Source organism: Leucobacter sp. HNU, from assembly GCF_047946755.1.
Lineage (GTDB): Bacteria > Actinomycetota > Actinomycetes > Actinomycetales > Microbacteriaceae > Leucobacter.
On record NZ_CP178837.1, the window covers coordinates 1,255,160 to 1,267,402 of the forward strand.

Here is a 12,243-nt window from a genome sequence, read left to right on the forward strand (position 1 = left end):
GTGCACGCGGAGATCCACGGACACGGCACGCCGGTGCTCTTCCTGCACGGCGCGGGCGTCGCCGGCTGGATCTGGCGTGATGCGGCCGCCAGAGTGCGCGCCGCCCACGACGCCGTCCAGACCATCGCGGTGGATCTTCCCGGGTTCGGGCGTTCTGCGCAGGCGAGGTATCCGGGCGCCGACACGACGGTCGCCGAGCTCTCGGAACTGATCCGGGAGCGGGGGCCCGCCGTGGTGGTGGGCTTCTCGCTCGGTTCGCAGCTCGCGCTGCGTCTCGCATCGCTCGCTCCCGATCTCGTGCGCGGACTCGTCTGGATCAGCGGCGAGACCCGCCCCACACCCTTTCCCTGGGCGACCGGCGTCGGCGCGGGCGCGGCCGCAGCGCTCGGGCGGGTTCCGGCGCTCGCGAGCCGCCAGGCCGCTCAGGCAGGGATCCCCGAGCCGCTGCGGCCGGAATATCTCTCGGACCTGCGCACCATGCGCGTCGACTCGATCCGTCGCAGCGTCGACGAGAACCAGCGGTTCCGGGCTCCCGTCACCGTCGACCGCTTCCGAGGACCGGCGGTCGCGCTGGCGGGATCGCTCGAGCGTCGGATCGTGCGGGAGTCGGCCGACCGCCTGCCGGAGCTCATTCCCGGCGCCAGGGTCGAGGTCGTGGCCGGGGCCAGGCACCACATCCCCTACCGGTTCCCCGAACGGGTCGCCACCTCCGCGCTCAGGGTGCTGGAAGCAGCTCGGTAGGCGACGACGCAGGACCTGCGACGCGGAACTCGGCGGGAACCCGGGGCCCGCCCGTGAGCTCATCGGCGACGAGTTCTCCGAGCAGGGGCGCGAACTTCGCTCCGTGTCCCGAGCACGCCGAGAGGATCGTGATGCCGTCGTCCCCGTCGATGACGAAGTCCTCGCTCGGGGTCATGGTGAAGAGGCAGGTCGTCTCCGCGTAGGGCTCGGGATCGAGGCCGGGGTACTCCGACACGATCCGCTCGACCATGGCGGCCCGTGCGGCATCGGCGATGCGGCCGTCCTGATCGGCGGCCGATGCGAGCGCCGTCCCTGCGTGGTATTCGGCGATCTTGAACCCGCGGAACCCGGCATCGCGACCTCCCGGCAGCGCGTAGCTGCGCGAGGATCGATCCTGCCGGATCACGGTGGGCCAGTCCGCGTCGACGAACGGCTCGGCGTAGGGGAAGTGGAAGACCTCTTCCTGCGTGACCTCGAGCGTCGGCAGGCCGGCGCGGAACGCATCGCTCAGCGGCAGCAGCGGCAGCAGTTCGGGAAGCCACCCGCCGACGGCGACCACGATCTGCGCGGCGCGCACCGGCTCCCCCGTCGCGCCGTGAACGAGGTACCCGCCGTCGGCGCGTTCGATTGCGTCGACGGTCCAGTCGGTGCGGAGCTCCGCCCCGTGGTTGCGGGCGGCCCGGACCATGGCCCGGACCGTCCCCTCAGCGTCGAGGACCCCGGCATCGGGCTGATACAGCACCTCCGTCTCGAATCGGAACTGCGGCCAGCGCGCCTGGGCGGCATCCGGAGCCAGCAGCTCGTGTTCGATCCCGTACCGCGCCAGGGTCCGGGAGAGCCCGGCCGACGGCACCAGATCCCCGTGATCGAGGCCGCCGGTGCGGGTGATGAGCGGTTCGCCCGTGATCGCCGATAGCTCCTCCCAGAGCGGCGCGGCGCGCTGCACCAGCGAGGTGTAGAGCGGGTTGGCGTAGGGGTATCGGAAGATCCGCGCCGAACCGTGGGAACTGCCGCGCGCCGAAGCTGGGCGGTCCCGCTCGAGCAGGAGCACCTCGTGCCCCCGACGGGCGAGGTGCCAGGCGGTCGATGCACCGGCGAGGCCGGCGCCGATGACGACGTGGGAGACGGAGTCCATGTCGACAGTCTGCCAGAGAGCGCACGGACGGCGAGGGGGCGAAGCGACCCCTCGGTCGCCTCGCCCCCTCGCCGAACGGAGCTCGCTCGGTCAGTCCCGCGCGTCGGCGGGATCGCCGCCGGAGCGCGGCTTCGATCCGGTGGATCCATCGGGCCCACCGGACCCGCTCACGGCGCTGCTGCCCGCGGCCTCCGCCGCGGTCAGCTCGCGCAGCTCGGCTTCCAGCGCCTCGGCCTCGGCGCCGCCGACGGCCTCGCCGCGCGCGACCATGCCCGACTGATCCGACAGCGGGATCTGCTTGAGGAACAGCGCGAGCACGAACGACGCCAGGATGAACGGCAGCACATACCAGAACACCGGCGCGAGCGAATCCGCGTAGGCGTTCACGATCCCGTCGCGGATCGGCTCGGGCAGCTCGCTCATGCGCTGCGGATCCAGCGTCGCCGTGGCCTGACCGGGATCGGCGACCCCGGCGCCCACGAACACCTTGCCCAACTGCTCGCTGAGCCGGGAAGTGAACAGCGCGCCGAAGATCGCGACGCCGAGCGAGGCGCCGACCTCCCGGAAGTAGTTGTTGGTGCTCGTCGCGGTGCCGATCACCTCGGCGGGGACCGAGTTCTGCGCGACCAGCACGATCACCTGCATGATCAGGCCGAGCCCTGCGCCGAAGAAGAACAGGTAGAAGCAGATCAGCCAGATGGGCGTATCGGCCGAGAGCGTGGTCATGGCGACCATCGCGGCGGCGGTCACGAGCGTTCCGACGATCGGGTAGATCTTGTATCGGCCGGTCTTCGTGATGACGATGCCCGAGGCGATCGAGGTGCCCATCATGCCCACCATCATCGGGATCATGAGCAGCCCCGAAGCCGCGGCCGACGTGCCCGACGACATCTGGAGGAAGGTCGGGACGAACGCGATCGCGGAGAACATGCCGATGCCGAGCGTCAGTCCGATCGCCGTGGTGTTGATGAAGATCGGGTTGCGGAAGAGCGAGAGCGGGATGACCGGGTCCTCGGCCTTCGACTCGACCCACACGAACAGGCACGCGGCGACCAGCAGGCCGGCGCCCCACATCCAGGTCTCGGGGGCGTCCCAGCCGTGCAGCTTGGCGTTGCCGCCGAAGTCGGTGAAGAAGATGAGACAGACCGTCGCCGCCGAGAGCAGCATGACTCCGAGGATGTCGATCTTCTTCTCAGCCTTCTTGTTGGGCAGCGTGAGCGTGAACCAGGCGATCGCGAACGCCGCGATGCCGACCGGGATGTTGATGTAGAACGCCCACTCCCAGGTGAGGTGGTCGACGAAGTACCCGCCGAGCAGCGGGCCGGCCACCGCGGAGATGCCGAAGATGGCGCCCAGCGGGCCCATGTACTTGCCGCGCTCGGATGCGGGAACGATATCGGCGATGATCGCCTGCGAGAGGATCATCAACCCGCCGCCGCCGAGGCCCTGCACGGCGCGGAAGACGACGAACATCCAGAAGTCGGTCGCGAAGGCGGCACCGACGGAGGCGAGCGTGAAGAGCGCGATCGCGATGAGGAAGAGGTTGCGGCGGCCCAGCACGTCGCCGAACTTGCCGTAGATCGGCATCACGATGGTGGTGGCGAGCAGGTAGGCGGTCGTGATCCAGGCCTGGTGCTCGACGCCGCCGAGCTTGCCGACGATCGTGGGCATCGCCGTCGAGACGATGGTCTGGTCGAGGCTGGACAGCATCATGCCGGCGATGAGCGCCGAGAAGATGATCCAGATGCGCTTCTGGGTCAGGAGCAGCGGCGCGTCAGCGGTGGCCGAACGGCCTGAGGCTGCGCGAGCGGGGAACTCATGCGGGTCCTTACTGTGGGATGTGGCATCGGTCGGGTGGGAGGTCTGCGGGCGCGCCGGAGCGCACTGGCGGAGCGAGGCGTCGTCGCCGAGCGGAGCGGGTCGGGGGCGAAGCGGGCCGACCCGGGTCAGGGGTTCGGGGACGCGCCGCCGGTCGGAGCGTCGGGATCCCGGAAGAGCCGTCGGACCTGTGCGAGCGTCTCCTCCAACACCCCGCGCATGCTCACGGGTTCCGCGCCCGATCCGACGGTGGCGAAGTAGTGACTGGCGGCCGTCAGCACGATCGGCATGAGCGACATCAGCGCGAGCTGCACCCTCGGGTCCTCGGGTTCGAGTCCCTCGCGCTTCGCGATGAGGGCACGGACCATCTCGTGCTGCGCCTTGTTCTCGCGGATCAGGCGCGTCATGAACTCCGGCTCCTTCTCGAGCAGGGCGTGCATGTCGGTGAGGCTGCCCGTGATCTGCAGCATCTCGTCGAAGCTGCGCCAGGAGACCTCGACCAGATCGTTCATGAGGGCGGGCCCGAGCTCGGCGTCGCCGGTGCCGCGAGCGACGAACCACTCGGCGAGCTCGTCGCTGATGGCGTCGCTGGGACGCCCGATGATCGCATCCTCCTTCGTGTGGAAGTAGTTGAAGAAGGTGCGGCGCGAGATGCCGACGATCTCGCACAGCTCCTCGACCGTGAAGCCGTTCATGCCGTGCTTCGCGGTGAGGCGTCGGGCGTTCTCGGTGAGGCTCAGGCGCGTATGGCGCATGCGCCGCTCGCGCGATGATTCTGCACTCTTCCTCACGGAGTGCAATTATGCACCATTCGCCTGAGAGTGCAAGTTTGCTTCGGTTCCGGTCCTGCGAGCCGGCGCCGGAACGGAGGCCGGAGGGGACGCGAGAAGGCCCCGACCCGTGCGGATCGGGGCCTTCCTGGAGCGTGACTCAGGCTCGCTTGAGCTCGACCGTGACGGTCTTGCCCATCGCGCTCGCCTCGTAGGAGAGCACGCCGTCCGCGTAGGTGATCTTCTTGCTCGGCTCGCTCGAAGCCAGCATGGCGCCGGCGGTCCTGCCGGTGTCGTTCTTCGAATCCCAGGCGAAGGTCTGACTGCCGTCCTGCGGAACCTCAAGCGATCCCGCCCAGTACAGGCTCTTCGTGCTGCCGCCGTCGGTGACCCAGTTGATCTCGATCGTCGAGCCGGCGATGGTCGCGACCTGGTACATCTCCTCGCTCTGCGAGTTGCTCTGCTTCCACTCCCCCGACAGATCGACCGGCTTCGGGGCTTCGGTCTTCGTCGGCGTCGGGCTCTCGCTCGGGCTCGGGTTCGCCTCGCTCTTCTTCGAGGTGGTGGCGGGCGTATCGGCGGGTGCGGATCCTGCGCATCCGGTCGCACCGAACGCGAGCAGTGCGGCGACGGCAGCGGTGGCGGCGAGAGTTTTAGGCGAGAATGACACGGAGGCTCCAATGGAAGTCGGGGGCGGGTTGAACCCGGACGGGTGAATCGATATCACTGTATCGGGTCAGGAAACGCGGGGAGGCTCGGTGCGGTTCCGGGCCGCGAGCTGCTCGTTGTAGCGTTCGAGCTCCGCATCCTCCTCCGCCTCCCGATGCCGGGACGAACGCATCTCGCTCCTCCGCCACTTCGACAGGGTCACGATCAGCACGATGAGCAGCGGGAGTTCGCCGTACGACCAAGCGAGCCCACCGGCGATGGCCTGGTCGAGCGGGCGCGTGATCCCCCAGCCGGTCGGATCGTCGGCGTAGGCGCGGAGCAGCGGCGCGGTGCTCAGCAACATCACGAGTCCGAACACCGCGTGGATCTGGATCTCGATCACGACGTCGGCGAGTCGCGCACCGTATGAGGGTGCGCGCGGCAGCGGGTCGAGGGACCAGAGGGCGCCGCAGCGATGATGCCGAGCAGGAGGAACAGGGCGAGCAGCACCCCGTGGCCGCCCGGGATCGCCAGGGTCGTACTCACTGCATCGGTGAAGTAGAGCGCGGGGAACGCCAGGGCGGCGAGGGCGATGGCGATGGCGGGGTGCAGGAGAGCCCTTGCGAAGGGCGAACGGGCGCCGCCGATCGCCCCGCGCAGGATCGGTCGCCCGATCCCGCGGTGCGGGACCGAGCGCAATAGCAGCCTGCCGGGGCTGCCCATGAGCAGCAGGGGCGGCGCGACGACCATCAGGGTGATCTGCTGGAACAGCAGCGCGGACACGAGCGTCTCGGCCTGCGCGTTGACCCCGAGCCCGGTGGTACCGAACCAGAGCGCGCAGCCGAGCACGAAGGACAGCGTGCGCACCGGTGACCAGCGCCGCCCTGCATACCAGAGGGACACCGCGCCGATCAGGTAGGCCGCGCAGCCGATCACCGCGATCCAGGCGAGCGGCGATGCTCGGAGCGGGTCGAAGGCGAACAGGTCGGCGAGGTCGAACGGCCCGGGGTCGGTCGGGCTGGTGGATGGATGGGCGGACATGGCTACTCCTCGGTCGATGCGTCTCGGGGTGCGCGTCCGCGCTCACCTGCTCCGGCGCATCGGAGGTCGTCGAGGGGCGCGGTGCGCAGCGCGCCGCGCGCGTCGGGCGAGCAGCGGCGGGAACCGAGAAGGATCAGGTTCGGCTGACGGCGAGGACCGCAGGAGGGGTGCGGAGTGCGGGTGGCCAGGCTGACCGGAGGCGAGCGCGCGGCCGGGCGCCGCCGGCGGTGAACTTTGCGAGGAGTCGGCGGCCCGATACGAGCAGCAGGACGGCGGTCAGCAGCAGGGCCAGGACGCACGCCGCGATCAGGTCGGCGTGCTCGCCTCCCCGCGGTGAGAGCAGGGCTCCCGAGCGCGCAAAAGAGACGTCCGGTACGGAGTCCGGTACGGCAGGCGCTGGTGCCGCCGAAGCCGATCCGAGGACGTCGCTCGCCGAGATCGACGCCGCTGCGGGCGCGGAGCCGTGGCTCGCCGGGTCGGCGAGCAGCAGGGAGTGCATTCCGATGAGCCCGAGGAGGATCGCGCCGACGGAGAGGAACCTGCTGAGGCTCCCCGCGGCGACCGCTCGTACCGCTTGCTCACCCGGGCCACGCTAGCAGTCCATGCAGAGCGGCAGCCTGGCGGCGCCTGCAGTCCGGCTACGGCGGGCGGCCGAGTCGTTCACCGCAGCAGCAGGATCCAGAGCGGCAGGCTGACGATCAGTCCGGCGGCGAACGCGATGATGACCGCGAGGCCGCCCTGCCGGAGGAAGCGTCCGGGTATGCGCACCGTCGCCCACCGGGGGTCGGCGGCGATCGCGGCCAGCACCGCCGCGTCGACGCGATCGTCGAGCACGGCCACATCCGGGTTCGCGGGATCGAGCACGACCGACGCGGGCGCGTTCCGCTGAATACCGTAGCGGGTGGGCAGCAGGACGTAGGCCGTGCGCGGCGGGCCGCTGCTCGGCAGCACCTTCACGAGCGCGAGGCGAGCGGACTCCGGGGATGCCGGGAAGCGCATCGTCGCGGCGACGCGCTGCTCCCGGCCGAACACCTGTCCGATCCGAGCGGGGGCCGTCTCCCCGGAGCCGCACCGGTGGCGAGGAGCTGCGAGCGCTGCGCGATCAGGGTCACCAGGCGGTCGACCATGCGCAGGCCGATCCCCAGGTTCACGAGGATCACGACGAGGAGCGTCGGCAGCATGATCAGCTGCGGTGTGATGCCCCTCGGGTGGAAGCCCTCGGTCGCGAGGACGATCGACTGCGCGATCATCAGTCCGAGCAGCGCGCCGAGAATGATCCCGGCCGCGATCCCGAAGTTGCGCTGCAGAGACCAGTCCATGCCTTCAGTATGCAGTATCCCGGTACGCTGCCATCGCGACCACGCTCGGCGGTGCCCGCGCAGCTCGAGTCCGCGTCGGTGTTCGCCGCCCGGCTACGCCTCTGCCGCATCCGGATTCGAACGCGGGAGGCGCTCTGCGATCTCGCGTGCGACGGCGTCCGCGGGCTTCGCGGTCGTGTCGATGACGACCGCCTGATCGTGGAGCCAGGAGCGCGCAGCTTCGATGTAGGGGCGGACATGGTTGTGACGGAATGCCGATGGCCCCATGTCGGCGTCGTCATCGATGCGGTGCCGCAGCGTGGTCTCGTCCGCGTGCAGGACGAAGTGGTGGACGGTGATCTCATGCCGACCGAGGTCGGCAGCGATCTCTTGCCAGTACTGTTTGGTGAGCACGGTCATCGGAATGATGAGGGTCCCACCCACATAGTCGAGCACCCGTCGGGCGGTTTCGGCGACGAGCGGTCTCCAGGGCGGCCAGTGCTGGAAGTTGCCGGTCTCGGGCAGAGCCGGCTCGATATCCATGAGCACCTCGCCGACCTTCTCGGCGTCGAAGATCCGCGACTGCGGCACCAGGGGCTGCAGCAGGCGACTGGTCGTCGTCTTCCCCGCCCCGTGCGTTCCGTTGAGCCAGATGATCACGATCCCAACAGTAGCTGTGCCTGTTGCGGACGCCGTGCTCCCCCAGGGTCCGAGTCCGGGATGGCTACGCTGATCCCGAAGCCGATGCCGTCGATCGAGGAGTCATGATGTGGAAGGTTGGACCGGTCCGATCAGTCCGAGAAGCGACTGTGTTCCGGAACGCGGACATCCTCGATGTGCAGCTCGTCGGCGAGACGGGCCAGCCGCGTGCCATCTCGGAGACCACCTACACCGAGCTCCGGAAGACATCGGACGCGCTGATCTCGGTGCGAGTGGATCCGCTGCGGCTCGATCCCGCGCAGATCGCTCGACTCTCTCCCGACTTCCTCGAGTTCACTCCCGCAGACCCCGAGAAACCAGGTCTGCTCACGGAGCAGCTGGCGGCGCTCGAGCCGCTCGGTATCCCGTTGATCTGCGCCGGCCTCACCATCGCCCGTGACGATCTTTCGCTGCTCGGCTGCGAGTCCCACCTGGAGCGGATGATCGACGCCGGCGCCCGGTACGTGCAGGTCGAGATCCAGTCGTTCGTCGATCCCGACTTCCGCATTCGCGGCGGCGTTCGAGAACAGGTCGTGGATCTTCTGGCTCGATTCCCGATCCTCATCTCGGATTCCTGGACCGACCTGAGTGCACAGACCGGGATCGGAGAGACCGGTCTCTTCTTCGACCTCGCCCAGGACGGGACCACTCCGGCCGGTGTCGTGCGCCTGATGCGGGGCCGCTGAAACGGTATGCCCCGCGTTGGCCCCACTCTGACCCACGGATTTTCGCGCACACACAGAAGCCCGGTCAGGAACAAGTCCTGACCGGGCAACATTCGAAGGTCGATGAGTAGGGCGTGCGGGGCTTGAACCCGCGACCGACGGATTATGAGTCCGCTGCTCTAACCGGCTGAGCTAACGCCCCTGGGCAACTCCCCCAGTCTATGACCCCGCCGAGGATCTCCTGGCCGCGGCCGCCGCGCGGCGCGCGCGAAACACCCGGATCCTGGGATCCAGGAAGCGCCACGCGAACAGCAGCACGATGACGGCGAACAGCAGCATGGCGATCGCCCCGTCGGAGGTCGTCAGGAATCCCGTGAGCATCGGATGCTCTGCGCGCGTCGCCGCGTCGAACTCCCACCAGTGGTCCTGGCCGCGCACCGAGGCACCCGACGACCGCGGGGTGCCGCCGAGCTGCTGCCCGAGCCACGGGCGCACCACCGCGTTCAGCAGGACCCCGACGACGAGCGGCAGCACGAGCGACACCATGAAGCTCGGCGGACGCAGACGGAAGCGGGACTCGGTCACCCGAAGATTCTACGACCGTTGGCCGTTGGCCGCCGACCGCTGGCAGCGCGCGGCCGGTCTCCCTGCCAGACTGGAGCGATGCCGCACCGCCTGTTCGACGCACCCGCGATCGAGGTCGCTCCGCATCTGCTGGGCGCCCGTGTCTCGGTTCAGCACCCGGGCGGCACCGTCACGGTCCGCATCACCGAGGTCGAGGCGTAACACGGCGTCGGGGTGCCCGGCCCCTACGACGCGGGCTCGCACTCGAAGGACCGCCGCACCGAGCGCAACGCCTCGATGTTCGGCCCGCCGGGCCATGCCTACGTCTACTTCAGCTACGGCATGCACTTCGCGCTGAACCTGGTCTGCTCGCCCGAGGGATGCGCCTCGGGAGTGCTGCTCCGCGCGGGCGAGGTCGTCGCGGGCGAGGCGCTGGCCCGATCCTTCCGCGTGCGGAAGCGCGGCATCTCCGTTTCGGATGCGCCGGGAGTCGCGGACGCCCCTGAGGCCCCGGATATCCCGCGCACCGCGCTCGCCCGCGGCCCCGTCAACCTCGCGGCCGCGCTCGGCGTGACCCGTGAGGCGCACGACGGCCTCGACCTCTTCACCGCACCGTTCGCGTTCGAGCCGGCACCGGCGCTCGCCGCCGAGGTCGCTCGGGGCCCGCGCGTCGGTGTGGCGGGCGAAGCGGGCGGTCCGGCGTTCCCCTGGCGGTTCTGGCTGCCGGGCGATCCGACGGTCTCGGCCTTCCGGCCCGGGCGCGGCGCACCGCGCAGCTGAGCCGCGCCGGCACCGAGCGCCCCGGGCAGGCGGGTGCTACTCCCCCGGTGCGAGCAGCCCGCTCTCGTAGGCGAGGATCACGAGCTGCGCCCGATCGTGCGCGCCGACCTTGCTCATGATCCGGTTCACGTGCGTCTTCGCGGTGTGCGGCGAGATGAAGAGCTGCTCGGCGACCTCCTGGTTCGATCGGCCGCGGGCGACGAGCAGGAGCACCTCGACCTCCCGCTCGGTGAGGCCGGAGAGCTCCGCGGGGACCCCGGCGGCGCGGGAACCGGACGCCGGCATCACGTAGCGGCTGATGAGCGCCCGGGTCGCGACCGGCGAGAGCAGGGTGTCGCCGGCGTGCACCGCGCGCACCGCCCGGGCGATGTCCTCCGGCTCCGCCCCCTTGCCGATGAAGCCGCTCGCACCGGCGCGCAGCGCCGACACCACGTACTCCTCCTCCTCGAAGGTGGTGAGCACGAGGACCCGCATCTCACCCGCTCCCGGTTCGGCGCAGAGCACCTCGGTCGCCCGGATCCCGTCGACGTCGGGCATGCGGATATCCATGAGCACGACATCGGGGCGCAGCCGCGAGGCTTCCGCGATCGCCTCCCGGCCATCGGCGGCGGTGCCGATCACGTCGAGGTCGTCGTGCACGGCGAGGATATCGGCCACGGCCTGCCGGATCAGGGGCTGATCGTCGACCACGAGCACACGGATCATCGGGCTCCCTCCTCGGGGATCGGGAGCACTGCGCTCAGGTGGAAGACTCCGGCGATCCGCCCCGTGGTCACGGATCCGCCGAGCGCGGCGACGCGCTCCCGGATCCCGACGAGCCCCAGTCCGGCGGACGAAGCAGGATCCTCCGCGGTACTCGTGCCGACCGGATTGGAGAGCTCGATGCGCAGCTCGTGCAGGTCGACGTCGAGCCGCAGCGCAGCTCGACGCTCCGAACCGTGCTTGAGCGCGTTGGTCAGGCCCTCCTGCACGAGTCGGTACGCCGCCCGGTCGGTCGCGCCCAGGATGCGCGAGGGATCGCCGTCGATGCGGAGCTCGACGTCGAGACCCGCCTCGCGCACCCCGGCCAGCAGCGCCTCGAGCCGGTCCAGGCCGGGCTGCGGCGCGATCCCGGGATCGCTCGTCTCGTCGGCGCGCAGGTAGTGCAGCAGTTCCCCGATCTCGCCGATGCCGCCGCGCGCGGCATCCCGGATCGTGCTGAGCGCCTCGCGTGCGCGCTCGGGTCGTTCCTCGAGCAGGCCGGCCGCGACGCCGGCGTTCAGGTTGATCACCGCCAGCTGGTGCGCCACGGTGTCGTGTAGTTCCCGCGCGATGCGCAGGCGCTCCTCGGCGACCCGCTGCAGCGCCTCGCTCTCGCGCGTCTCCTCCGCGCGCTCGGCCCGCTCGGTCATCGCCGCCAGGTACTCGCGCCGCGAACGGGCGCTGTCGCCGAGGGCGGCCGCGATCGACAGCGCCGCACCGATCTGGAACACCCGGGGCGAGAACGAGCTCCAATCGGTCACGGCGATGCTGAGCAGCAGGATCAGCCCGGTGGCGACGGCCGCGGCGATGAGTGCGAGCCGCCGAGGTGCCCGGTTCGCGAGGGTGAACGCGGCGATCGTGAGCCCGATCCCCGGCCCGATCGACGGCGAGGACCCGAGCGCGGCGAGGAAGAACACCGCGAACGTCGCGACGAAGACCGCGAGCGGCCAGCGTCGTCGGACGAACATGAGGCCGGCGGGGATCACGAGCAGCAGCACGCTCCAGAACTGGTGCAGCGCGCCCGGCTCCCCCATGGGCGGCCCCGGCGGCCGCCCCCAAGCCCCGGCCCCGCCCGCGGGCACGCCGCCAAACCCCATGCCCAGGCCGCTGCCCACCAGGATCCCGCCTCCCAGCAGCACGACGAGCGCGGCGGTCAGATCCGCCGCCCAACCGGGCCAGCGCTCGTGTTCCTCCGGCTCCGTCGCAGCCGCCCGTGCATCGCTCATGCACCCAGTCTGCCCGCCTTCGCCCGGACGCGCGTCGTCCGAGCGCGGCATCCGGGATACCGCGTTCGCGGTACGGGGTGTACCCGCAGGGGTGACGCGCGCCCGCAGCCGAGTCGG

17 protein-coding genes and 1 tRNA gene are annotated in these 12,243 nt (G+C 70.3%); 4 read left to right on the forward strand and 14 right to left on the reverse strand.

From position 1 onward, the window contains the following. Positions 1–741 (forward strand): alpha/beta fold hydrolase, encoded by a 741-nt coding sequence (locus AB3K78_RS06150; RefSeq protein ID WP_416446877.1) that lies wholly within the window; start codon positions 1–3, stop codon positions 739–741. Here the strand turns inward: AB3K78_RS06150 and AB3K78_RS06155 are convergent. From AB3K78_RS06155 to AB3K78_RS06200, 10 genes are all read right to left on the reverse strand, one after another. Beyond that, positions 716–1,876 carry an FAD-dependent oxidoreductase gene (locus AB3K78_RS06155; protein ID WP_416446878.1) on the reverse strand — a complete coding sequence of 387 codons (1,161 nt, stop codon included), beginning with the start codon at positions 1,874–1,876 and terminating at the stop codon, positions 716–718. The genes AB3K78_RS06150 and AB3K78_RS06155 overlap by 26 nt on opposite strands. Positions 1,877–1,966: 90 nt before the next feature. Next, positions 1,967–3,589 (reverse strand): MDR family MFS transporter, encoded by a 1,623-nt coding sequence (locus AB3K78_RS06160; protein ID WP_416446879.1) that lies wholly within the window; start codon positions 3,587–3,589, stop codon positions 1,967–1,969. Positions 3,590–3,822: 233 nt separating this feature from the next. Beyond that, on the reverse strand, positions 3,823–4,485 hold the full coding sequence (locus tag AB3K78_RS06165; protein WP_416446880.1) for a TetR/AcrR family transcriptional regulator: 663 nt from the start codon (positions 4,483–4,485) through the stop codon (positions 3,823–3,825). Positions 4,486–4,624: 139 nt separating this feature from the next. Beyond that, a complete protein-coding gene (locus AB3K78_RS06170) occupies positions 4,625–5,134 on the reverse strand; it encodes a hypothetical protein (RefSeq protein WP_416446881.1) in 510 nt (169 codons plus the stop codon). Positions 5,135–5,200: 66 nt separating this feature from the next. Beyond that, positions 5,201–5,515, reverse strand: a complete 315-nt coding sequence (locus AB3K78_RS06175; RefSeq protein ID WP_416446882.1) for a cytochrome c oxidase assembly protein — start codon at positions 5,513–5,515, stop codon at positions 5,201–5,203. Continuing rightward, positions 5,512–6,153: a cytochrome c oxidase assembly protein gene (locus AB3K78_RS06180; RefSeq protein ID WP_416446883.1), complete on the reverse strand. Its 642-nt coding sequence runs from the start codon at positions 6,151–6,153 to the stop codon at positions 5,512–5,514. The genes AB3K78_RS06175 and AB3K78_RS06180 overlap by 4 nt, the downstream gene beginning before the upstream one ends. A 133-nt stretch (positions 6,154–6,286) precedes the next feature. Continuing rightward, positions 6,287–6,652: a hypothetical protein gene (locus tag AB3K78_RS06185; RefSeq protein WP_416446884.1), complete on the reverse strand. Its 366-nt coding sequence runs from the start codon at positions 6,650–6,652 to the stop codon at positions 6,287–6,289. 161 nt (positions 6,653–6,813) lie between these two features. Further along, positions 6,814–7,110 (reverse strand): hypothetical protein, encoded by a 297-nt coding sequence (locus AB3K78_RS06190; RefSeq protein ID WP_416446885.1) that lies wholly within the window; start codon positions 7,108–7,110, stop codon positions 6,814–6,816. Next, complete coding sequence (locus tag AB3K78_RS06195; protein WP_416446886.1) at positions 7,107–7,472, reverse strand: hypothetical protein; 366 nt, start codon at positions 7,470–7,472, stop codon at positions 7,107–7,109. The genes AB3K78_RS06190 and AB3K78_RS06195 overlap by 4 nt, the downstream gene beginning before the upstream one ends. Before the next feature lie 93 nt (positions 7,473–7,565). After that, positions 7,566–8,111, reverse strand: a complete 546-nt coding sequence (locus AB3K78_RS06200) for an ATP-binding protein (RefSeq protein ID WP_416446887.1) — start codon at positions 8,109–8,111, stop codon at positions 7,566–7,568. A gap of 149 nt (positions 8,112–8,260) precedes the next feature. Between AB3K78_RS06200 and AB3K78_RS06205 the strand changes: the two genes are divergently transcribed. Then, positions 8,261–8,836, forward strand: coding sequence for a hypothetical protein (locus AB3K78_RS06205; RefSeq protein WP_416446888.1), 576 nt, complete (start codon positions 8,261–8,263; stop codon positions 8,834–8,836). A 107-nt stretch (positions 8,837–8,943) separates the two neighbouring features. Here AB3K78_RS06205 and AB3K78_RS06210 read toward each other — a convergent pair. Together AB3K78_RS06210 and AB3K78_RS06215 are read right to left on the reverse strand one after the other, a co-directional pair. Continuing rightward, a tRNA-Ile gene (locus AB3K78_RS06210) sits at positions 8,944–9,017 on the reverse strand. 17 nt (positions 9,018–9,034) lie between these two features. Then, positions 9,035–9,400 carry a hypothetical protein gene (locus AB3K78_RS06215; protein WP_416446889.1) on the reverse strand — a complete coding sequence of 122 codons (366 nt, stop codon included), beginning with the start codon at positions 9,398–9,400 and terminating at the stop codon, positions 9,035–9,037. Between the two features lie 78 nt (positions 9,401–9,478). Between AB3K78_RS06215 and AB3K78_RS06220 the strand changes: the two genes are divergently transcribed. Both AB3K78_RS06220 and AB3K78_RS06225 read left to right on the forward strand, forming a co-directional pair. Further along, on the forward strand, positions 9,479–9,601 hold the full coding sequence (locus AB3K78_RS06220) for a hypothetical protein (protein ID WP_416446890.1): 123 nt from the start codon (positions 9,479–9,481) through the stop codon (positions 9,599–9,601). A gap of 12 nt (positions 9,602–9,613) precedes the next feature. Continuing rightward, positions 9,614–10,159 carry a DNA-3-methyladenine glycosylase gene (locus AB3K78_RS06225; RefSeq protein WP_416446891.1) on the forward strand — a complete coding sequence of 182 codons (546 nt, stop codon included), beginning with the start codon at positions 9,614–9,616 and terminating at the stop codon, positions 10,157–10,159. Between the two features lie 36 nt (positions 10,160–10,195). Here AB3K78_RS06225 and AB3K78_RS06230 read toward each other — a convergent pair whose 3' ends face one another. Both AB3K78_RS06230 and AB3K78_RS06235 read right to left on the reverse strand, forming a co-directional pair. Then, positions 10,196–10,864: a response regulator gene (locus AB3K78_RS06230; RefSeq protein ID WP_416446892.1), complete on the reverse strand. Its 669-nt coding sequence runs from the start codon at positions 10,862–10,864 to the stop codon at positions 10,196–10,198. After that, positions 10,861–12,126, reverse strand: coding sequence for a sensor histidine kinase (locus AB3K78_RS06235; RefSeq protein ID WP_416446893.1), 1,266 nt, complete (start codon positions 12,124–12,126; stop codon positions 10,861–10,863). The genes AB3K78_RS06230 and AB3K78_RS06235 overlap by 4 nt, the downstream gene beginning before the upstream one ends. Positions 12,127–12,243: the final 117 nt, after the last annotated feature.

Coding starts and splice junctions, on each gene's coding strand:
- AB3K78_RS06155 (WP_416446878.1), bottom strand. CDS start 1,876: ATGGACTCCGTCTCCCACGTCGTCATCGGCGCCGGCCTCGCCGGTGCA.
- AB3K78_RS06160 (WP_416446879.1), bottom strand. CDS start 3,589: ATGATGCTGTCCAGCCTCGACCAGACCATCGTCTCGACGGCGATGCCC.
- AB3K78_RS06180 (WP_416446883.1), bottom strand. CDS start 6,153: ATGTCCGCCCATCCATCCACCAGCCCGACCGACCCCGGGCCGTTCGAC.
- AB3K78_RS06185 (WP_416446884.1), bottom strand. CDS start 6,652: ATGCACTCCCTGCTGCTCGCCGACCCGGCGAGCCACGGCTCCGCGCCC.
- AB3K78_RS06195 (WP_416446886.1), bottom strand. CDS start 7,472: ATGGACTGGTCTCTGCAGCGCAACTTCGGGATCGCGGCCGGGATCATT.
- AB3K78_RS06220 (WP_416446890.1), top strand. CDS start 9,479: ATGCCGCACCGCCTGTTCGACGCACCCGCGATCGAGGTCGCTCCGCAT.
- AB3K78_RS06230 (WP_416446892.1), bottom strand. CDS start 10,864: ATGATCCGTGTGCTCGTGGTCGACGATCAGCCCCTGATCCGGCAGGCC.
- AB3K78_RS06235 (WP_416446893.1), bottom strand. CDS start 12,126: ATGAGCGATGCACGGGCGGCTGCGACGGAGCCGGAGGAACACGAGCGC.